The 21917-nt window shown below is 61.2% G+C and carries 15 protein-coding genes; 9 read left to right on the plus strand and 6 right to left on the minus strand.

Annotated features, from left to right (window positions below; all coding sequences use genetic code 11):
* A partial coding sequence (locus SGJ19_15150; GenBank protein MDZ4781586.1) for a hypothetical protein occupies positions 1-1284 on the minus strand: 1284 nt, incomplete at its 3' end.
* Positions 1285-1863: 579 nt separating this feature from the next.
* On the opposite strand from SGJ19_15150, the gene SGJ19_15155 reads away from it, so the two are divergent.
* From SGJ19_15155 to SGJ19_15175, 5 genes are all read left to right on the plus strand, one after another.
* Positions 1864-4929 carry a tetratricopeptide repeat protein gene (locus tag SGJ19_15155; GenBank protein ID MDZ4781587.1) on the plus strand — a complete coding sequence of 1022 codons (3066 nt, stop codon included), beginning with the start codon at positions 1864-1866 and terminating at the stop codon, positions 4927-4929.
* 21 nt (positions 4930-4950) lie between these two features.
* Entirely contained in the window at positions 4951-5997 is a 1047-nt protein-coding gene (locus tag SGJ19_15160; protein ID MDZ4781588.1) for a hypothetical protein, read from the plus strand.
* A gap of 112 nt (positions 5998-6109) precedes the next feature.
* The gene (locus tag SGJ19_15165) at positions 6110-7027 is read left to right on the plus strand and encodes a MotA/TolQ/ExbB proton channel family protein (protein ID MDZ4781589.1); all 918 of its coding nucleotides are present in this window, start codon (positions 6110-6112) and stop codon (positions 7025-7027) included.
* A gap of 220 nt (positions 7028-7247) precedes the next feature.
* Positions 7248-7685, plus strand: a complete 438-nt coding sequence (locus tag SGJ19_15170; GenBank protein ID MDZ4781590.1) for a biopolymer transporter ExbD — start codon at positions 7248-7250, stop codon at positions 7683-7685.
* Positions 7686-7688: 3 nt separating this feature from the next.
* Positions 7689-8168: a biopolymer transporter ExbD gene (locus SGJ19_15175; GenBank protein MDZ4781591.1), complete on the plus strand. Its 480-nt coding sequence runs from the start codon at positions 7689-7691 to the stop codon at positions 8166-8168.
* A 142-nt stretch (positions 8169-8310) separates the two neighbouring features.
* Here SGJ19_15175 and SGJ19_15180 read toward each other — a convergent pair whose 3' ends face one another.
* From SGJ19_15180 to SGJ19_15190, 3 genes are all read right to left on the minus strand, one after another.
* Positions 8311-11460, minus strand: a complete 3150-nt coding sequence (locus tag SGJ19_15180; GenBank protein ID MDZ4781592.1) for an efflux RND transporter permease subunit — start codon at positions 11458-11460, stop codon at positions 8311-8313.
* A gap of 56 nt (positions 11461-11516) precedes the next feature.
* Positions 11517-12728 carry an efflux RND transporter periplasmic adaptor subunit gene (locus tag SGJ19_15185; GenBank protein ID MDZ4781593.1) on the minus strand — a complete coding sequence of 404 codons (1212 nt, stop codon included), beginning with the start codon at positions 12726-12728 and terminating at the stop codon, positions 11517-11519.
* Positions 12729-12910: 182 nt separating this feature from the next.
* Positions 12911-13954 carry a type II secretion system F family protein gene (locus SGJ19_15190; protein MDZ4781594.1) on the minus strand — a complete coding sequence of 348 codons (1044 nt, stop codon included), beginning with the start codon at positions 13952-13954 and terminating at the stop codon, positions 12911-12913.
* 269 nt (positions 13955-14223) lie between these two features.
* On the opposite strand from SGJ19_15190, the gene SGJ19_15195 reads away from it, so the two are divergent.
* Positions 14224-17250 (plus strand): PVC-type heme-binding CxxCH protein, encoded by a 3027-nt coding sequence (locus SGJ19_15195; protein ID MDZ4781595.1) that lies wholly within the window; start codon positions 14224-14226, stop codon positions 17248-17250.
* 129 nt (positions 17251-17379) lie between these two features.
* Here the strand turns inward: SGJ19_15195 and SGJ19_15200 are convergent, their stop codons facing one another.
* The gene (locus SGJ19_15200) at positions 17380-17595 is read right to left on the minus strand and encodes a cold shock domain-containing protein (protein ID MDZ4781596.1); all 216 of its coding nucleotides are present in this window, start codon (positions 17593-17595) and stop codon (positions 17380-17382) included.
* A gap of 352 nt (positions 17596-17947) precedes the next feature.
* The gene (locus SGJ19_15205) at positions 17948-18250 is read right to left on the minus strand and encodes a glyoxalase superfamily protein (GenBank protein MDZ4781597.1); all 303 of its coding nucleotides are present in this window, start codon (positions 18248-18250) and stop codon (positions 17948-17950) included.
* 276 nt (positions 18251-18526) lie between these two features.
* Between SGJ19_15205 and SGJ19_15210 the strand changes: the two genes are divergently transcribed.
* The 3 genes from SGJ19_15210 to SGJ19_15220 all read left to right on the plus strand — a co-directional run bounded on the left by SGJ19_15210 (position 18527) and on the right by SGJ19_15220 (position 21729).
* The gene (locus SGJ19_15210) at positions 18527-19507 is read left to right on the plus strand and encodes a PEP-CTERM sorting domain-containing protein (GenBank protein MDZ4781598.1); all 981 of its coding nucleotides are present in this window, start codon (positions 18527-18529) and stop codon (positions 19505-19507) included.
* 248 nt (positions 19508-19755) lie between these two features.
* Positions 19756-21189, plus strand: coding sequence for a tetratricopeptide repeat protein (locus SGJ19_15215; GenBank protein MDZ4781599.1), 1434 nt, complete (start codon positions 19756-19758; stop codon positions 21187-21189).
* A gap of 15 nt (positions 21190-21204) precedes the next feature.
* On the plus strand, positions 21205-21729 hold the full coding sequence (locus SGJ19_15220) for a MogA/MoaB family molybdenum cofactor biosynthesis protein (GenBank protein ID MDZ4781600.1): 525 nt from the start codon (positions 21205-21207) through the stop codon (positions 21727-21729).
* Positions 21730-21917: the final 188 nt, after the last annotated feature.

Consider the following 21917-nt stretch of genomic DNA (forward strand, 5'->3'; position numbering starts at 1 on the left):
AATGGTGACCGTGGTCCGGTTCAACAGCCCGCTGGAATCCACGTCGTTGGCGACGACGTCGATCAGCACCGGCTTGACGTTGGTCGTGGCGGCGCTGTCGTTCGTGGCGGTGGGCGGCGTGAGATCGACGGTCGGTTGCACCGTGCCGGTGATCGTGTAGCGGCCCAAGTCGCCATAGGTTCCTTGGCTGGCAACGACGAGGCGATAATCGCCCTGTGCGACCGAGGTATTGATCGTCGCCCCCAGGCTGTTCGAAGGGGCCGCCGAGGCGATCAACGTGTTAAACGAATCGCGTAGCTCAATCCGCGCATCGAGATTTGCGCCGACCGAAGCGACGTTCACTGTCAGGCTGATGGCGCCGGCGCCGCTGGAGAAGCTGAAATAGTCGACGTCCGCCATCTGGCTGATCAGGCCTGAACCGCTGCGGCTGTTATTGAACGCGGACAACGCTGTAGCGGTTCCGGCGCTGTTGCCGTGATCGTCCGCGACATAGCCGTAGCCGTTGGTTCCGTTACTGAGTATCAAGAGGTTGTCTTGGTAAGTGCTCGAAGTGTTGGTGGTGCCGTTGGCCCACGTGCTGCGTTCCGAATAGTAGCCGACGCCCATAATCGGCGCCCAATTGGCGTCCCCTTGGTAATAAGTCGATTGGAGGTTGCCCTGAGCGTCGTACAGGCTTTGATGCAATAGCCCCAGCGCGTGCCCGTATTCATGGCTCGTCGCCTCGGCGACGTACTTGCCGTTACCATTGCCGAGATTCGCCGAGAACACGTAGACCGTGTTAACAACGCTATTCGTAAAGGCGTTGATATACGCCACGCCGCCGGCCGAACCATACCAACTGCCGTTACCGCCGATCGATGCGCGCAGGCCGACGCCGTTGCTGAAATTCCCAGGATCCTGCGTCGTGACGTCGATGTTAAACGGCGCGAAGTCCTCGGACACGCGTTCCCAGATCTCTTGAATCGTGCTTAGTTCGCTATTGCTGAACGTCGTGGCGTCGCCGTCCCGATCGAACACGGGCGTCGTAACATTCGAATAACTGCCCCAGGTCGATTCGAAGTGTCCGTTGAAATCGAGATAGAACTTCGCCGTGGCGCTCGAGCGGCTGTGCAGGAGCGGAATGCTCGACAGGGGATTGCTGGCCTGAGGCTCTTCGGCTCCGACCGGCTGGTTCAATTCCTCGGCAAGCAGCACCGAGGCGTCGATCAGCGGCAGTCCGCAGGCGCACAACGTGCCGCCGCATTGAGAGCAGCAGCAACTATCTGAACCCCAATCGGCGTTCATAAGCTGCTTCGCCTCGAGCGGCTCGATCCGCAGCGCGCGCCGTTTCCGCGGCCTGTGGCGCGGGGCGGGCGCAACCGCCTTGGGAGTAAGTGTCCAGCTAGTTAGCCAATGCGAAATAGAGCGGCGCGATGCCATGGAAGTCCCCGTCCCGGATGCTCAGTCGTGGCGGCGCGAACGGCCGTTTGGATCGATCGACGGGCATCGACGCGGCGGGGAAAAGATGAGTAATTTCCGCTGCGCGACGACCGGCACTCTGGGGAGGGGAACCCCTGCTTCCAGCGGGACTCCACGGCAAACCTAGGTCAAAAGACGACCAGACGCAAATCACGTGCGTAACGGTTCGGGCAGTCGGACATGTTCTGCGGCGAATCGCGATTGTGCGGTGTCAAACACTCGCCAATCAGGTCGAAAACAGCGGCAAGCTCGCTCGGCAAACTACCTTCCGGCAGACAACTTGCTTGAACATTTCCTGGCGCGGCTATACCCTGGAAGGGACATGTGCGAGTTTCCTTCCACGGCTGGCGGACCGGAACCCGTCGGTCGAAATGTTTCGCTCGGTCGCGCCGCTCGGAGAGATCGGTGACGAAAACTTTGTGTTGGTCGCGTTGGTGCGCGCCGTGGGCCGTGGCGTTCGCGCTGGCTTGGGGTGTTACGGCTGGCGCTACCGAACCGTATGCGGCGTTTCTCGAAGGCCTCAAACAGCGCGGCATGCTGGACGAGGCCGCGGCCTATCTGGACTTGATGGCCGACAGCCCGCTGATTCCGACCGAACAGCGCGCCCGCATTCCGTTCGAAAAAGCGCAGCTCCAGTTCGACCGCGCCCGCGCGGAGCGAGACACCACGCGGCGCATGAAGCTGCTCGACGAAACGGCGGCCGGCTTCCGGACCTTCGCCGAGGCCAATCCCACGTCGCCGATGCTCCCGTCATTACGGATGCAATTGGGGAGCATTCTGGCCGAACGGGCCAATACCGCCGTGGCTCAGGCCGAACAGCCGGAGAACGCCGCTAAGAAGCCGGCACTCTATGAGCAATCGCAAACCTGGTTCACCGAAGCGCTCCAGGAAATCACCGCCGCGGAGATGGACTTGCTGGCGAAGATCAAATCCTTGCCGGAAGCTGACGCCGCGGTGGATGGGCTGCGCAGCGATTTGATTCGCGCGCGGTTGATGCTCGGCGCCGTGTTGTTCGATCAGGCGAAATCATTGGCCGCGGACAATCCGGAGCGCAAGAAGTTGTTCGAGGCCTCCGCCGAGAAATCGAACGAGGTTTACACCAAGTACCGCTCGCTGTTCGCGGCCTTGCGCGGCCGGCTGAACGAAGCCCGCGCTTATATCGAACTAGGCGACACGCAGAAAGCGCTCGGGATGTTGAACGAGATTCTCGTTCAGCCCTCGGAGGAACCGCTCGTCCGCGAGGTCCAATCGCAGGCGCTGGAGTTGGCGATTCCGGCCTGGTGCTCGGACCAGGAGAAGAAATACGCCGAAGCCGCGGCGGCGGGGCGTTTGTGGCTCAGCGGCGCGAAATCGGCTGATGCCCGCACGCCGTTGGCGCTGGCGGTGCATTATTTCACCGCGGTCGCCATCGAGCAGCAATTGCTGCATGCCCAGGCCGGCGACGCGTTGCGCGAGGATGACCTCAAGGTCGAAGCTCGCGATTTGGCGCAGATGGCCAGCCGCTACCCGAACCGGCATCAACTGGCCGCGCGCGAGTTATTCCATCGCATGCGGGGCGAGCGCGCCGCGGACGCCAAGGAACCGCAATCGTTCGCAGAAGCGTTCAGCTTGGCGGAAGAAGCGATGCGCGAGATGGAAGGCCGCTACCAGCAAATTCAACTCGCACCGAAGACCGGCGACTCGGAGAACGTCGCGCAGTATGAGCAAGAGTCGCGGCGGTTCGGGAAAGAAGCCCAGCGATTTTTCCGCCTGGCGCTCAGCCTACAGACTCCCGAAGTGGAGATGGAGCAAGTCAACTCGGTCCGCTACTACCTCTCGTACGTTCACTACCGGCAGGGAAATTACTACGACGCCGCGATCCTAGGCGAGTTTCTGGCGCATGGATACCCGCAGTCGAGTTGGGGGCGCAAAGGCGCTCAACTGGCTTTGGCCTCGTATCTGGCTGAACACAATTCCACGCCCGAACCGAACCGCGGATTCGACGCCAGTCGCTTGGAGAGTATCGCGACATACGCTGCGAAGCGTTGGCCCGGCGAACCGGAAGCGGACGAGGCGGTGATGTTGCTGGTCGAATTGGCGGTGATGGACAAACGCGCCGGCGATGCGATCAAATATCTGGAACAGGTTCCGACGGCCTCCCCGCGCCGCGGCGACGCTGAATTGAAGACCGGACGCGCGCTCTGGGCGCAATACCTGGCCACAAACCGACTGGAGCCGGGGCAGCGGCCGCCGCAAACCGATCTGGATCAACAAGCCAAGCAGGCGCGCGAGTTGCTCGTCTCGGGCGTCGCCCGGGCCGCCGGGGGCAGGGCTTCGACAGAGCTAGTCGCTGGCGCAATTACCTTGGCATCGATCAAGCTTAACGAAGGTGACGCCGCTGGCGCGCTCCAAGAACTGACCAAGGAAAGCTCTGGGCCGCTCATGCTTGCAGCGAGCAATGATCCGCTGCTGGCGCAAGGCAACTTGAAGGCGGAAACGTATCGCCTGGGGTTACGGGCCTATATCGCCGGGCAGGACTTCGCGAAGGCCGACGAAATGCTCGTGCTACTCGAGAAAGAAGTCGCGGCCGGCGGCGACGAAGCGGCGAACGAGCGTTTGACGATGGCGTTGGTCTCGCTGGGGCGCGAATTGGAGCAACAGATTACTCAACTGCGCGAATCCGGTCGCATCGATAAGATCGCGTCCATCTCGGCGGGGTTTGAGAATTTTCTCAAGCGCATTCTTGCCCGCGAACAGGGGAATGATTTCAACTCGTTGAACTGGGTCGCCGGGACGTTCGCGAGCCTGGCCACGGGACTCGACTCTGGCGCGGGAGAAAGTTCCGCGGAGGCGAAGCCGTATTTTCAGCAGGCCGCCGAGGCGTATCGCTTACTCGTCAAGAAGTGCGACGACGGCTCATTCCCAGCGACGCCGCAGCAGCGGATGGCGATTTCGGTACGGCTGGCCAGCGTGCTGCGCCGTTTGGGGCAGTATGAAGAAGCGGTTGACTTGCTGGTGAACGTGCTCAAGAAAAACAATCAATTGCTGGACGCCCAGCAGGAAGCCGCGATGGCGCTGCAGGCCTGGGGCGAAAAAGATGAGAAATACTTCGACGCGGCGATTCGCGGCCATCGCCAGGCCAAGAACAAGCAGGGACAAATCGTGCCGATCGTCTGGGGGTGGGCGCATTTGTCGCGTCGTGTCGCCGGCAGCGAGAAATACGCCGAAGTCTATTTTGACGCCCGGTACAACCTGGCCAGGTGCCGATTGAAGCAGGCCATGAAGCTCAAACAGCAAGGGCAGTCCAAGGCCGCTGACGAATCACTGGCGCGCGCGGCGGCGGAGATTGGCATTCAATACCGTCAAACGCCATCCCTGGGCGGCGCGGAATGGTCGGGCAAATTTGATAGCCTGTTGCGCACAATTCAGCAAGCCGCCGGACAGCCGGCGACGGGGTTGCCGTCTGAGAAACCGATGGCCAAGAACAAGTAACGTGACCACAACGAGTTGATGATGCAGACATTTCGATTCACCAAGTGCGCATTCCTGGCCGCCCTGACCGTGCTCGCCGGCGCGATGCCCGCTTGGGCGGATACCATCGGACGCCATCATGGCGCGCCGATTCCGGGCGACGTAGTTTCGATGTCGCCGTTGGAGGTTAAGGTCAAGCAAGGCTCCACGGAGAAATCGATTCCCGTCAACCAGATCGACTATATCGGCTGGAACGCGGAGCCGAGTCAGTTGAAGAACATCCGCGCCAAACTCAAGGCTGGCGACTATGAGTTCGTGATTCAAACCGCGGACAAGATCAAACCGGAAGATTTGAAGCGCAAGGAAATGCAGCAGGACGTCGAGTTCTATCGCGCGCTGGCGAAAGCACGATTGGCCTTGGCGGGCGGCGGCGACCTGCGCGAGGCCGGTCAATTGATGAAGGAATTCGTCAAACAGAACGACGGTAGTTACCACTTGCTGCAGGCGGCCGAAACGCTGGGCGATTTGCTCGTGGCGGTGGGCGCGTATGACCTGGCCGCGGTGGAATACGGCAAGCTCGACAAGACTCCTTGGCCGGACATGAAGGCCCGCGCCGCGATCGCCATTGGCCGTGCGCACCTTTCGCAAAAGAAATACCCGGAGGCGTTGGCGGAGTTCGACAAGGTGCTCAGCGTGCCGGTGACGGAGGACTCCGCGGAAGTTAAGACGCAAATGCAGACGGCGCAGCTCGGCAAGGCCACTTGCCTGGCCGCCACGGGGCAGTTCGACGACGGCATCAAGCTGATTGAGAGCGTGATCGCCGAGGCCGACCCCGAGGCCGCCGACCTGCACGCCAAGGCGTACGTAACGCTCGGCAATTGCTACCGGCAGAAACCAGGCTCGACCAAGGCGGCGTTGCTGGCGTTCCTGCATGTCGATGTGTTGTATTCGGCGCAAGCGGAGGCGCACGCCGAGGCACTGGCGAACCTGCGAGAGCTCTGGAACGAAGTCGGCAAGCCGGATCGCGCCCAGCAGGCGGCGGAGATGCTGGCCGAACGCTATGCGAACAGCGTTTGGGCGAAGAAGTAGCCGCGCGATCGTTACGACCGCTACCATATCGCGTTTGCTTTACGCTTGGCGCGATCAGGACTAGACTGAATGCTGCGACACCACACTGCGAACACGGGCGAGAGGAAAGATCATGGCGGAGCATGACGGACGTTGGGCCAGTTTTGCCGCCGGAGGCCTGCGCGGCGTCGGCCGCATTTGGTCGATAACTTGCACCGCGGCGTTGGTGGGACTGGTGTTGTTCATCGGCGCCAACGCAGTCTTTGCGCAGGATGCGAAGGAAGCGGCCGCAGCGAAACGTGCGGCAGCGGATGAAGCCGCCGAACTCGAAGAAGTCGCCGATGATGTACCTGCCGCCGACGCCCCGGCTCCCCAGGCGGCCGCGCAGCAACCGGCCGCAGCATCAGCGGCGCCGACCAGTGCGCCGCGTCAGAACTTGCTGTCCTGGATGTACAAGGCGCTCGGTAGGACGTACACGCTCGTGTTCCTCACGATCTCGTTCACTTTCGTGGCCCTGATCGTGATGAACTTGCTTTCCGTGCGGCGCGATCGCGTGGTGCCGGAGGCGCTCGTAGCCGCGTTCGAAGCACACCTCAATGAGAAGCGCTATCAGGAAGCCTACGAGCTGGCCCGCACCGACGATTCGTTTTTGGGACGCGTGCTTTCAGCCGGCCTGGCGAAGTTGCAGACCGGTTATCCGGAAGCCATCGAGGCGATGCAGGAAGTCGGCGAAGAAGAGACCATGAAGCTGGAGCAACGCGCCGGCTATGTGGCGCTGATCGGCACGATTAGCCCGATGTTCGGTCTCCTGGGCACGGTGGACGGCATGGTCGCCTCGTTCGGCGTGATCGCCGACAGCGCCACGCAGCCCAAGCCATCGCAACTGGCCGAAGGCATCGAAATGGCGCTCGTGACTACGCTGGTCGGCCTCTGGTTGGCGATCCCGGCGATCGGCCTCTACCACTTTTTGAAAAATCGCATCGCCCGCCTGGTGTTGGAAGCCGGCATCGTCAGCGAAAGCCTGATGAGCCGCTTCAAGGCTGGTAAGTAGGCGGAGGACTAAAGTGAAAGAGGAGGAGCCGGACGTGTCGCCCCGTTGGGGCTCAGGCAATTTTTAACGTATTCAATCCAGGGGTTGCCACCCCTGGCTACTATCGGTCGCCCCTGAGGGGCTAAAGGCATACTCCTCCTTTACTCCTTTACTCCTTTACTCCTTTACTCCTTTACTCCTTTACTCCTTTACTCCTTTACTCCTTTACTCCTCACGCCCCATGCGCATCAAACGTTACGACGCGGCGCCGCCCGAGTTGGATATGACGCCGATGATCGATATGACGTTTCAGTTGATCTGCTTCTTCATGGTGGCGCTGAGCTTCGATGAAGCGGATCGGAGCGAGAAGGTGCGGCTGCCGTCGAGCGAATTGGCCAAGCCGGCGGATGTGCCCTTCGAGTTGCCGATTACGTTGCAATTGACCAGCGAAGGGACGGTGCTGTACGCCGGGGAGGAACTGGCCTTGGCGAATCTCGGGTCGAGGCTCGTTTCCGAAGTGCAGGTCATGGAACGACTGGGGAAAAAGCCGTCCGACGCCACGGTGATCATTCGCGCCGACGGCGACGCGCCGACCGGCAAGGTGCAGAAATTGATCCAGGCATGCCAGGAACGACGCTTCGAGATCTTTGCGCTCCGCGCGCGGCAGGAGCAGAGCTAAGCCATGCGAATTCGCAAATCGGCCGGCACCATGCCGGACAAGATCGACCTGCAGATGACGCCGATGATCGACGTCGTCTTTCAATTGCTGATTTTCTTCATCTTCTCGTTCAAGATCGTCACCCAGGAAGGGGACTTCAACGTCAAGATGCCGCTGGCCGGCGGCGCGGCGATGAATACCGATGTGCTGCCGCCGTTCAAAGTGCGGCTGCAGGCCGGCGCCGACGGCAAACTCTCCGGCATCCAGCTCGACGACCAGCCGATCGATAGCTTCAAGACGTTGCACGAACAAATCATCGCCCGCATCGGCGTCGACGCGCCGGCGTCGCTCAAGGAAAGCGCCGAAGTTGAACTCGACTGCGACTACGGCCTGCACTACCGCCACGTGATCGACGCCATCACCGCCTGCTCCGGCTATATCGCGCCGGACGGCAACATCGTGAAGTTGATCGAAAAGATTCGGCTCACCCCGCCGAAACAGTGAGATTCACCTCGGACGGAGAGAGTTTGAAGTCTTCAGTGTTCAGTTTTCAGTGACTTGAAACTACGTCCTCACTGAAAACTGAACACTGAAAACTTCAAACTCCCTCCGTGCTCTCCGTGGTGAAGCACTGGAGTGACCCTTGCTATTCGTTGGGATAGACGAGTCCATAGCAAACCGGGACGACGATCAGCGTTAGCAATGACGCTACGGTGAGGCCGAAGACCACGGCGCCGGTGAGGGGTTGCCAGAATTCTGCGCCGCCGCTGAGGTTCAAGAGCAGCGGCAGCATGTCGCCGACGGTCGTCGCCAGCGTGAGAATCACGGGGCGCGAACGGATGATGCCGGCTTCCATCAGTGCGTCTTTCACGCGCATGCCGCGCGCCCGCGCGTTGTTGGCGAAATCGACGAGCACGATGGCGTCGTTCACTACGACGCCAGTCAAGCTAACCAGCCCGATGAACGACGCGAGGCTGAACGGGAAGCCGTACAGCCACATGCAAAGCACGACGCCGATAAAGCTCAGCGGCACCGTGAACATCACCACGACGGCTTGCCGAAAGCTGTTGAACTGAATCACCAGGATGCCGAAGATCAGCACGACGCCGATCGCCATCGACGTGACCAGATAGCCGAACGCCTCGCGCTGTTCCTCGTTCTCGCCGGTGAACGTCGCGCGGACGCCTTCCGCGTCGGTGCCTGGCTTGCCGATAAAGGCCATCGCATTGCCCTGCACCGGCTCGAAGCCGAGGCTGGGCAACAAGCTGCCGCGCAATTCGGTGAAGACTTCCGCGGGGATTTTGTCCGGAACCACGTCGCATCTGGCATTCACGGACCGGCTGCGCTCATACCGATTGATGCTGAACAACCCAGCGTCGCGTTGAATCTTCGCCACTTCGCCGATCGTGGCCATGCGCCCCGTGGAACTGGTAATCATCAATCGCGAGACGTCGTCCTCGTAGCGTTGAAATTCCGGCGCGGCCTGCACGCGCAGCGTCACGTCTTCGTCGTCGAGCGAGAGCTCGATCGCCGTGTCGCCTAGGATCGCGGTTTGGATCGCGGCCGAAATCTCCTGCTTGCTCATCTCGAACATGCCGGCCACGGCGGGGTCCGGCTCGATGACCAACTCGGGACTGTCGGGGCGATAATTGCATTCGGCGTCGAGCGTGCCGGGAATGTTCGCCAGTTGCGCCGCCAGGCGTTTACCGAGCGCGCCGAGTTGTTCCAGGTCTTTGCCGGTCAACCGCACCGCCACCGCCGCGCCTCCCGGCGGGCCTTCTTGCACCGCCTCAATGCGATATTTCATACCCGGCCATGGTTTGATCTTCTCGCGCAATTCCGCGATCACAAGGTCCTGATGCCGATCCCGCTTGCTGGGCGCCACGAGTTGCACCATCACCTTGCCGAATTCCGGCCCGGTGACGCTGTCGCCGTCGATGCGATTCGCCAGGCCGGCCGACGAGCCGACGGCGGTGACATAGTTGTCCAGTTCTCCCGTGTCGCGTAGTTCTTCCAGCGGATCGGTGATGCACTTCGCGGCGCGAATCGTTTCTTCGATGCTGTAACCGAGCGGCAGTTCGTACGTAAGTTCGAACTGGCCGCGATCGCTCCCAGGAAAAAAGTCAAAGCCCAGGAAGAAGACGCAGACGAACGCCGCCCAAGCGACGCCGACCAGACAACAGCCCAGCGCCACCCAAGGGTGATAGAGGCAATACTTCAACATCCCCGCGTAAGTGCGGGTGAAGAAGCCGAGTTTGGGACGTAACTGATCGCTGGCAAAAAAGCCGGCTTGCCCATCCGTAGTCAGCGCCGCCGGCACAGGGCGCTGTTTGAAAAAGCGGCTCGCCAACACCGGGACTAAAAAATGATCGACGATCAGCGAACCCAACAGCGCCGTGCTCACCACGACCGGCATTACGCCCATAAAGTCGCCGAGAATGCCCGGCACCAGCAACAGCGGCCCGAACGCGGCGACCGCGGTGAGATCGGCCGCGATGACCGGAACGGACACCTCTTCGACACCAATCTTCGCTGCCTCGATCGGCGGCAAGCCGCGCTCGATGTGCCGGTGAATGTTCTCGGTGACGATAATCGCCCCGTCGACGACCATTCCCAGCACGAGGATGAAGCTGAACAGCACCATGTTCGAGATCGGCAGGCCGAGCGCGTAGAGCGCGATCAGTCCGATGGCCGTGGCGAAGGGAATCGCCGTGATCACCAAGAGCGCGCTACGAAAACCCATCGACCAGATCAGGATGCAACACAGGACCATCGCGCCTTGGATGGCGTTCGAACCCAGGACGTTGAACATCTCCGAGATGTCGCCGGAGATATCCCGCGTGATCGACAGCTTGACCTGCGGATAAACGTCTTGCAGTTCTTCGACACGATGGCGGATCGCCTTGGCCGTGCCGAGCGTGTTGATGTTGGCTTCCTTGTTGACGATGATCGTGGCGCAATCGTGTCCGTCAAGTTGGGCGACGTTCATCAGCCGCCGGTACGTGTCGCTCACCTCGGCGACGTCGGACACGCGGACCAGGCGGCCTTCGCTTTGCGAGACGACGACCTGGCGAATGTCCTCCACGCTCTTGAACCGCGTGTCATTGCGAAGTTGCAGGTTGAATTCGCCAGTGTTCAACGGCCCGCCGGGCAGTTCGGCATGCGCCGTGGCGATCGCCTGTCGCAGCTTGTTGATCGACAATCCGTATTGCGCCAGTCGGTCGGGATTGGCATCGACGTGGATTTCCCGTTCCCGGCCGCCGAACAATTGCGTATTGGCGACGCCGGAGATGCCCTGCAGGTCTTCCTGAATGTCTTCGGCGATTTGCTTCAACGCCCGCTCGTCAAAGCCCGGCGGACCGCTGACGTTCACGAGCATCAACGGCACCGACTCGAAATCGATATCGGTGATGATCGGCTGGATCTCGCGGCGCACCGGAAGTTCATTGCGAATCTGGTTGACCAGATGTTCGACATCGTCCCGGGCGCGCTTGGGATCGACGCCGTCGAGAAAGATTACCTGCGTGACGCTCGACCCCCGCAAGCTGCTGGAGGCGATGAAATCGACCTTGTTTAGCCGCTGCAGCGCGTCTTCGATCTTGCGGGTAATCTGCTCCTCGACCTCGCTCGGCTCCGCCCCGGGATAGGGCACCGCCACGAGTACCACGGCCAGGTCGATCGCGGGCGTGCGCTGGACCGGAATCGTGAAGATCGCCACGCCCGCCAACAGCAGCACCAGTAAGGTGCCGACGATGGTGGCCCGTGGATTGTCAATCGCTTTGGCGCTGATCTTCATGAGAGTTCACGATCCTACAGGCGACGCGTGGCGAAATACACCGAACTGCGTCGCAGCTACTTTCCCGATGCGTTCTGCGCCGCCGTGCGCAGCGTGGCGTCATCCGCGGCGGGCGTGAGTTCCACTTCGCGGCCGTCCATCAACCGATGCTGCCCGCGAATCACCACGCGGCGCCGATCCTCGGGCAGATCGTCGAAGACGACGTCCGCCCCTTGTTCGACCCAGTGCGACAATTCCCAGGGATGCGCGCGACCGTCCTGGCCGACGGAGAAGATCAAGGCCTTCTGATCGCGAAACACGACGCTGGAAAACGGCACGCGAAAACCGTCCATCCGCTCGACGACGATTTCGCCGACGCCGATCAGGCCCGGCCGGATCGCTCGTTCCCCGTTGGGGATTTCGACTTCGACCTCGAACAACCCGGTTTTGTCGTCGGCCGTCTGGCTGACGCGAAAGACCTGGCCGTCGACGGCCGCGGCCTCGCGGCGGAAGCGATCACGGCCGGTGAATTGCACGCGCGCCGGTTGCCCTTCCTTGATCGAACGCACGCGCGATTCCGGCACGCCGACCACGAGCAGCACGCGATCGACTTCGATGATCTCATACACCGGCATATGCATATTGATCGATTCGCCGGAGTTAAGCATCCGCTTGGAGATGACTCCATCCACCGGCGAACGGAGCGTGGCGTCGTCGAGCCGCTTCTGGGCAATCTCGCGCCGTGCCTCGCCCAAGGCGACGTCAGTCACCAGCTTCTGGTACTCCGCCGCGGTAATCGACTTAACGTCCCGCTCTCGCAGGTCCGTCGCGCGCTGCAATTCGGATTGGGCTTGCTCCAGATTCGCCACGCTTTCGCGCAATTGAGCGACGAGCAGTCGATCATCCAATTTGGCGATTACCTGGTTCTTGGCGACGGCGTCCCCTTCATCCAGCGCAGCACCGGAAGCATTCGTTCCCAACTCGCGGACGCGTCCGGCCACTTCGAACGCCAGGGTGTAACGTTCCCAGGGGCGGACCATGCCTGAGTAGCGATCGGTAATGTCGATCGGCTCTTTCGCGACCGACATGACCGTGACGATCGCCTTGGGAAGCGTCTCGACGGGCAACTCCTTGGTCGCATCCATGCCCAACAGGCGTTCGCCGACGCCGATGACCCGCTCCCAATCGCGGACAAACGTACTAGCCACGACGAGAAACGTGAACACGATCAGAACGGCAAGGCCCGTAAAGCGTCGGGCTATATCTGCGGCGGCGGGGAGTAGTGCCACAAAAGGAATCTCGCGCGGTCTCATGAGAAGCAGCCAGGCGAAGCCCTTAGCTCGCTAATCAATCCAACGATCTTAGGCGGAGTGGAAACCGGATTCAACGCCGAAGATTCACCGTCGACAAGTTCGCACCTGCGAGACACCCCCTAAGATGGTGGTGGATCACCGCCAATCGCCGAAGACAGCTAGATCGGCTTGGCAAATTCGTTGATTGTGCCCACGTAAAAGAAAGCCAGTTTGAAGATCAACGAGATGATCACGCCGGCAATGACCATGAACGTCACAACCCAGCCCAGCACGGACAGGGCCCGAATCGCCAGGCGGCCTTTGTCCTGGTACTGCTGGGCGAGGTGCTCCATCGACTCCGGAATCCGGCCGCTCCGTTCGCCGATATCCAGGGCTTCGAGAAAATCGTCCGGAAAGACATGCGTTCGCTCGAACGCTTCCGTCAACGAGCGTCCGCTCGCCACCTCGCGATTAATATCGGGTCCGGCGTCCCGATAGACGCCGTTTTGCGTACTCCGCAACGAAAGGTCAATCGCCTGACGTGTTTCCATATTGGTGTCGAGGGTCAACCGCAGCGACCAGGCGAGGCGCTCCATCGCCAAGACGCGCAACGCCCCGCCGATGAATGGCACGCGCAGCAGGATGCGCTCGACGATGCGGCCCCAGAGCCAGCCTCGCTGGATGGCCTGCCAGATGAAAACGCCGATCGCCGACAGGGTCGCCAAAAAGGCGAAATACTTGATCAGTCCCTGCGTGCCATAAAGGCCGAAGCCCAGGATGTCGATCGGCTTGCTGTTGGAATAACTGGCGATGGCGCCTAACGCCCAAATGAGGACGGCGATGATCAGAATCGTGGCGCCCAGTTGCAGCAACGGCAGGGCGAGCGCCGTCAGAAACACGCGCCGCACCGCGAGTTGATGATCGTAATGGTCGGCCAGATGGCGGAAGATCTCGGCCTGCTTGCCAGTCGCTTCGCCGACCGCGATCATTTCGCGGAACAGCGGCGGGAAATAATCGCCGGTTGCCGCCACCGCCTCGTGAATGCTCACGCCAGCGGCCACCTGCCGGTCGATTTCCGCCAATCGGGAACGCAAGGCCGGGCTGCCGCGCCCCTCAGCCTCGCGGGTCATGATGCGGCGGATATCCAGGCCGGCTTCCAGAGAAGTAGCCAACCGCCGGCAAAGCGCCGCCAACTGCCGCTTGCCGACCCGGGCGGAGAACATAGGAATGCCCAAAGAGTTGTTCCGAAGATGCCAACTGCCGATCCACCGCCGGCAGGCAAACGCCCCTTCCCGACGTTATTCTAGTGTGTCACCGTGCCAACGGGCAATCAATGGTCGCTGAATTCACCAACTAGCCCGACGCGCCAGCGAGGGAGAGTTGCCAGCGGTCAGGATTCCGACATTTAAATCGATGCAACGTCTGCTCCCCCTCGCTGGCGCGTCGGGCTAGTATGGCGATCACCACTCCGCCACACAGGAATTCGCCAGTTATGTCGCGCATGTCCATGGTCGGCACCCTGACGTTAATCTTGTCGTTCGCGTTGATGATCGGCACGATCCAAGCGGACGAAGCGTTCCCTGAGCCGTTTGACACGGAAAAGGCGGCGACGAAACCGTTGGAACCGGAGGAAGCGGCCGCCTCGTGGACGACGCCGCCGGGCTTTCAGGTCAGACTGTTTGCCGGCGAACCGGACGTGCGCCAGCCGATTGGCATGACGTTCGACGATCGCGGTCGGCTGTGGGTGGCCGAGAACTACACTTACGCCGAATCGGGCGTGAACTTCGACGCCCGGCTGCGCGATCGGATCGTCATTCTGGGAGACACCGACGGCGATCATCGCGCGGACCGGCGCACTGTGTTCGCGGATCAGCTCGAACATCTGACGAGCGTGGAAATTGGGTTTGGCGGCGTCTGGGCGCTCGCGGCGCCTTACTTGTTGTTCATTCCGGACCGTGACGGCGACGACCGGCCGGATGGCGAACCGGTCGTGATGCTGGAAGGTTGGAACGTCGCCGACGTGCGGCATAACGTCGTGAACGGATTGCGCTGGGGCCCGGACGGTTGGCTCTATGGCCGGCATGGCATTCTGGCCACGTCGCGGGTCGGCACGCCGGAGACGGCCGAGTCGGCAAGGACGGCGCTCAATTGCTGCGTCTGGCGATTTCATCCGACCCAGCATCGTTTTGAAGTCGTTTGCCAGGGGACGACCAATTCCTGGGGCATGGATTGGAACGAGCAGGGCGAATTGTTCTTCATCAACACGGTGATCGGCCATCTCTGGCATGCCGTGCCCGGGGCGCATTTCCGGCGGATGTACGGCGAGGATTTCAATCCGCACACCTACGAGTTGATTGAACAGACCGCGGATCACGTCCACTGGGACGTCACGACGGAAGACTGGCTTGCCACGCGCAAGACGTTGTCCGAAAACACCAGCCACACCGGCGGCGGCCATGCGCATTCCGGGCTGATGATCTATTCCGGCGACAATTGGCCGGAGGAGTATCGCGGCGACGTGTTCATGCTGAATTTTCATGGTCGGCGCTTGAACCGTGACCGCCTGGAGCGTCATGGCGCGACCTACACCGCGCATCATCAGCCGGATCCATTGCAGAGCGGCGACCCCTGGTTTCGCGGCATCGACTTGGCCTGCGGACCGGACGGCGGCGTCTATGTGCTGGACTGGTCCGACACCGGCGAATGTCACGACGAAGACGGCGTGCATCGCTCTTCGGGGCGTGTTTTCAAAATCGTGCATGACGGCCCCTTACCTGTCAAAACTGGGAGCGTCGATCTCGCCAAGTTATCGAATCGCGAACTGGCCAAATTGCAATGCGATGGGCAGCAGCGACTGGCCGCCCAAGCGCGTCGCTTGCTGCAGGAGCGCGCCGCAGCAGGCATCGACATGAGCGACGCCAACGAAGTGCTGCGCATGACGCTCGTCTCCACGGACGAGCCCTCGAACTTCGCATTGCGAGCCTGCTGGGGATTGCACGCAATCGGCCAGCTGAGCGATGTCGATCTGCGCTGGATGCTCAGTCACGCGGACGAACACGTTCGCACCTGGGGCGTGCGCTTACTTGCCGACCGACCGATCACCGATGCCAACACACGCGCGTTGCTTGAACAACTGGCGGAACATGAGCAATCCGGCCTCGTGCTGACGTATCTGGCTTCCGCCATGCAGCGATTTCCGTTGGACGACCGTTGGGCGCTGGCCACATTGCTAGCGTCCCACGCGGAGTTTGCCGACGATCGCGTGTTGCCGCTCATGGTCTGGTATGGCATCGAGCCGTCGGTTCCGGTTTCGCCCGCGGCAGCGACGGAACTGGCGCTGAATTCGAAGCTGCCCAAGTTGTCGACGTTTATCGTCCGACGGATCACCGGGGAGTTGGCGCGGAATCCACAAGCGGCGGACCCGTTGGTGACGTTCCTCCGCAGCACGCCTGACGCTGCTTTGCGGCGAGCAATTCTCATCGGCATGAGCGACGCCCTACGCGGTTGGCGTCAGGCGCCGGCGCCGGCGGGATGGGCGGCGTTCGCAGCCACGCTGAGCGATGCGGATGATGAAACGATGTCGTGCGTCCGCGAGTTGTCCGCTGTCTTCGGTGACGGACGCGCACTCGATGAATTGAAGCAAGTTGTCGGCGACGCCTCGCAACCGCTCGTCCAGCGGCGCGAGGCGCTTCGCGCTTTAGTGCAGGCTCGCGTGGAAGGACTGGACGAGACGCTGCGGCCGTTACTGGCAAACCGCGAATTGGCCGTGGACGCGGTGCAGAGTTTGGCGACGCTCGACTTAGCGCACCACCAAGACCTCTTGTTGACCAGCTATCCGCGATTAACTCGGGCTGGGCGCGAAGCCGTGATCGAAGCGATGGCCACGCGTTTGGAAAGCGCGAACGCACTGTTGGACGCCATCGCCACTGGCAGCGTGCCTGCCGAGGACCTTGGTCCGACCGCGCTCCGACAATTGCAGTTGATGGGCGAGGCTGCGCTCACGGAGCGCCTCGCCAAGGTCTTACCGGGATCACGGCTGCTGGCGGTGGACAAGTTGAAACAATTGGCGCAATATCGCGAACAATTGACTGCGGAGCGTTTGGCGGCGGCCGATCTTGCGCAAGGGCGTTTGCTGTATTCACAGCATTGCGGGAAGTGCCACAAGCTGTTCGGCGAAGGGGGCGCGATCGGTCCCGAGTTGACCGGGGCGCAGCGCGGCAATCTCGATTATTGGTTGTCGAACATCGTCGATCCCTCGGCGACGGTTGGCACCAACTATCGGTTGTCGATCATCGCGCTCACCGACGGCCGCATTCTCAACGGCGTCGTGGGCGCCAAGACCGAACGCACCGTGGCGATTCAAACCGCTTCAGAGGCGTTGGTGCTGGAGCGCTCCGAGATCGACGCGATGGAGGAATCGGACCTGTCCTTGATGCCGGAAGGTCAACTCAACGCGTTCTCCGCGGACGAGATTCGCGACCTCGTGGGCTTCTTGATGTCAGACACGGGCGCTCATTGAGCCCGGTGAAACAAACAAGCCTCGGTCGCAGGCGACCGAGGCTTGATGAGGTGCGCTAAACTGAAGACAACTTCGCGTCGCCATTCCCCCTAGCGCTGGCGCCGCGGACCCGTCCGCGAAACGGAACAATCACAGCGGCTTCACAGTCGCCGCTCGCGGACCCTTTGACTTTCCGCCACCTCCACCCTGGTCGAGCGTAAACTCGACCTGTTGCCCTTCGGTGAGATCGTCAAACTGTTGGTCGTCCACGGTCGTGTGATGGAAAAACACGTCGGCGCCATCCTCGGGCTGGATAAAGCCGAATCCCTTGTCCGTCACCAACTTCTTAATCTTGCCGATCGGCATGCCGCACTCCTTCATGCACAACGCGCTCTTACTATCGCGAATCAGTTTTGTGCCTGCCAATTCGCGCGCCTCCCGCTGGCGCACCCGCAATCGACGAGAAACCGCTTTCATGGTCGATCTGCGCGCGCAACATGGGCAGCCCGAGCAACTCGCTCGAACTACGTGCAACAGACGCGGAGCGAAGAAGTATGCGCGGCCCAAGACGCCCATCACCGTCCCGCACGTCCCACGTTCATCGAACACAGCCTAGAAAAGTGTTCGGAATCCCGCAACCTAGGACGCACGCATTGCCCAAAAATGCAAATTCGTCACTCACTCGATAGAGGGAGAGCGATTCGCGCGCTAAGCGATATTACTTGTCCAGATACTCATTGATCCGGAGTCGATTGCCAAACGGGTCGATCACTTCTACGCACTTCGCGCCGTAGAACGTGCGTTCCACACCAGCTCGGTTGTAGCCGTAGTTCTTAGCCGCGATTTCTTGGTGGAATTCATCGCTGCCGGCCATCGTCAGGAAAACCGTGGATCCTGGACAGCAGTCGCCATGGTGCTCTGATAAGTGGAGCACGCATCCTGCACGCGAGAACTGCATGTACACGGGCGCCCGACTGTCGAATCGATGTTCCCATTTGCCATGGGCTGATTCTCGCCTCATTGCTAAGGCGGCGATCGGAGACGAGGCCCAATTCTAGTAGTCGCCGGGGCGCCGCGGCGGCGAATTTGTGAGCGCGCCATTGGCAAACCGCCTGGCGCCCAATTCGCACTTCGGCCAAATGATTGCGACATTCTGGTGAAAAATCGCTTGCCACGCTGGTTGCCGGCCGTTATTTTCACGGCATCCAGGCGGCTGCGCGCTCACTTGCCGGGAGTGGGCCGCTTGGTAAGTAGTGACCCATACGCACCGCGTTCACATCTTGAAGGACCATGATTTATGCGCATTCGTACTCGAGGGCTATTGCTGGCAGCGCTCGCCGCGCCCTTGTCAGCCACTCCCGCCCTGGCGGCGCCGATTGTTCCCGGCTTCACGGTCGAGCATTATGCTGACGTTACGGACCCGGCGGAGATGACGTTCAATCCCGCGACTGGTGACCTTTACGTCGGTCGCGATAACTCCGGCTCCGGCGGCAGCCAGGCCGAAGCGGTAAAGATTCACCTGTTCGCTCCCGGCGGGGCGACGGTCACGGAGTTCGGCGACACGGCAATTCCGGACCCGGATTCCGTGTTGTTCGACGCCACAGGCGATGTCAGCGGCGTGCCGGGATCTGTCCTGGTGGCCGGTCGCCAAGTCGCTGAAGGCGCATTGCGTGCGATCCATCCCGATCAGACGACCACGCTGTTGTTCCATGTCGGCAGCGGCCTGGTCAATCCGAATGGTCTGAAGTTCGACAGCACCGGACGCGTGATCATCGCGGATAATCTCGGCCCCGTGGCGGCATCGACCGGTGGCAATCCCACGATTCTCTACAACTTGGGCGGCGTGAACGGCACAATCGCCATCGACGCAGACGACAACATTTACACCGACGGCCCGGACGGCGTCATTCGTATCCATGCCGCCGACGGCTCGCTGGTGAATGGGAATTTCTACACCGATCCGAATCCGGGTCCTGGCGGGTTCCAACTCGAATTCGGCCCCGGAGGTCCCCTGTGGGGCGACTCCCTCTATGGCATCAGCCGTGATACCGGCGAGCTGCTTCGCTTCGATGCGCTCGGCGTCCCGACTGTCATCGGCACGGGTTTCGGCGGCCCCGGCGGCCCAACCGCCCCGGACATGGAATTTGGCCCGGACGGCGCTTTGTACGTCGCACTGTTCAGCGAAGACGAGATCATCCGCATCGTTCCTGAGCCCGGCAGTCTGGCCCTGCTAGGGATTGGTTTCGGCGCGGCCTTGTACTGCTTCCGCCGACGCTAAGCGGTTCGATTCCAACAGGCATTTCACCGGGGCGGACGCCAATGCTGGCATCCGCCCCGGTTTTTTTTGTTGGTTTGCACTGAGCGAGGATTTGGGTTGTGCCTCGATACCGCTTCAATGTCAGTTTCATTCACGTCCGGTGGCTCGTTGGAGTCCGCGCCTCGGGCGGTTAGAATGGACAAGGCGGGGCGTTTCCTACTTCGGAATCGCACGGACGTCTCGGCGCGGAATTTCCAGGTACTTCAGGCATGGCGACAGATATTCCAGGCAATACCGGCGGACTTCCTCCGGCAGTGCGCCGTCGATTACAGGCGCAGTTCGAGGCCGGCAGCCAGAAATCGAACCGCGGCGAGTACGACTATGCCACCACGATGTTCGCCGCCTGCGTCGAGGGGGATCCGGCCAACCAGATCTATTTGCAGAGCTTCCTCGGCAACCTCTATAAGAAGTTCGACAACAACAAAAAGGGAGATCGGCTGTCCTCGGTGAAAGGGGTCGGCATCAAAGGCTCGATCAAGAAATCCGAGATGCAGAAGGACTGGCTCGGAGTGATCAAATCGGGCCTGGACATGCTCAAGCTCAACCCCTGGGATGTCGGCGCGTTGACGGCGATGGCCTCTGCCAGTGAAAAACTGGGCCATGAGGAGTGCCGGATTCTCTACTTGCGCGGCGCGCTGGGGGCCAATCCCGCAGATCCGGAAGTCAATCGCTTATGTGGCCGTGCTTTGCGCGAGCTGGGGCGTTTCGACGAAGCCATCACGTGCTTTCGCCGCGTTGTGCAAGCCAAGCCAGGCGATGAAGAGGGAATGCAAACGCTGCGCGCGCTGGACGCCGAGCGGGCCATCAAGAAAGGCGGCTTCGAGGACGCCCAGTCCAGCACCGACGTGATGGTCGACAAACAATTGCAACAGGAACGTCGCCAAGGGGGCGGCGTGCAATTGACGGCCGAACAAGTGATTGAGCGACATCTCACGAAGAATCCAACCGACATTCCCAAGTATCTGGAATTGGCCAATCTTCATGCCAGCAACCAGAAGCTCGAAGACGCCGAAAAAGTGCTGACGCGGGCCCTTGAAGCGTCCGGAGGCGATTTGCAAATCCGCGAGCGTCTCGAAGACCTGCAGATGCGCCGCACGCGCGAAGCCGTCGAGACCGCCAAGAAACAGGCGGAAACGGACCGCACGCCGCAATCGGAAGAATTGTGGAGAAAGATGAAGGCGGAGTTGAACACGCGCGAGCTGGAGTTCTATCGCGGGCATGTGCAACGCTATCCGACGCAGCATGGCTACAAATATGAGTTGGCCTCACGCATGATGAAGGCAAAAATGTATCGCGAGGCGATCCCGCTGCTGCAGGAAGCTCAGCAAGACCCCAAGCGCAAGGCCGAGGTCTTGAAGGCGCTCGGCGAGTGCTTCGTGCAGATCAAACAGTACAAGCTCGGCATGCAAAACTTCGAGGCGGCCTTGGAACAAATTCCCGCTCGTGAGCCGGAACTTCGCAAGGAAACGCTTTACTTCACTGGCAAGGTAGCCTTCCTGGCGCTCAAGGATTTGGAGAAGGCCGACAAGTATCTGACGGAACTGGCCGGGATGGATTTCGGCTATCGCGACGTCTCTCAACTCCTCGAACAAATCGCTAGCGCCCGCGGCGACGGCGCCGCCGGCGCGGTCGATTTAAGTTAGTTCGCGGAGCACCTCATGTCGCCTGCGCCCCCACCGGACAGCGTCTCGGAACATCGCGCATCGTCGCCGCGCCGCATTCAATGCGCGGTCATCACCGTGAGCGACACGCGGACGCCGGAGACCGACACTGGCGGCGCCACGGCGATCGATCTCTTGAACGAGTTCGGCCATCACGTCGTAGTCCGTGAAGTCATCCGTGACGAGCCAACTGCGATTCGCGCAATAATGGAATCACTGCGCACGCGTGACGACATCGATGCGATCTTGCTCACCGGCGGCACCGGGTTGGGCTCCCGAGATCAAACTTTCGAAACGATCTCGTCGTTGCTCACCAAAACATTGCCCGGCTACGGCGAGCTGTTTAGGATGCTGAGTTACGCGGAAATCGGCGCGGCGGCGATGCTTAGCCGCGCGGTGGGGGGCTTGATCGACAAGCAAGTTGTGCTAACGATGCCCGGCTCGCCCGCCGGCGTGCGTTTGGCGGTACAACAACTGATCGGACCGGAGCTGGCACATCTGGTGCGCGAGGCGAAGCGCTAACGATCGCCGTGGGGTGCCAAGCCGAAAAACTCCAAAATGGGGGCTTTTTATTCTCGGCGGCTGTGCCTAAAGTAGCTCTGCGGGCAATGTCTTCGCCTCACGGGGCGAAGCCCACATGAGGCCAGGTCTTGAGCGCCGGATTCGTGTCGTGGCCGGGCAGGACGCCACACGGCGGCGGCTGAAAGGAA

It is taken from the genome of Planctomycetia bacterium, from assembly GCA_034440135.1.
Lineage (GTDB): Bacteria > Planctomycetota > Planctomycetia > Pirellulales > JALHLM01 > JALHLM01.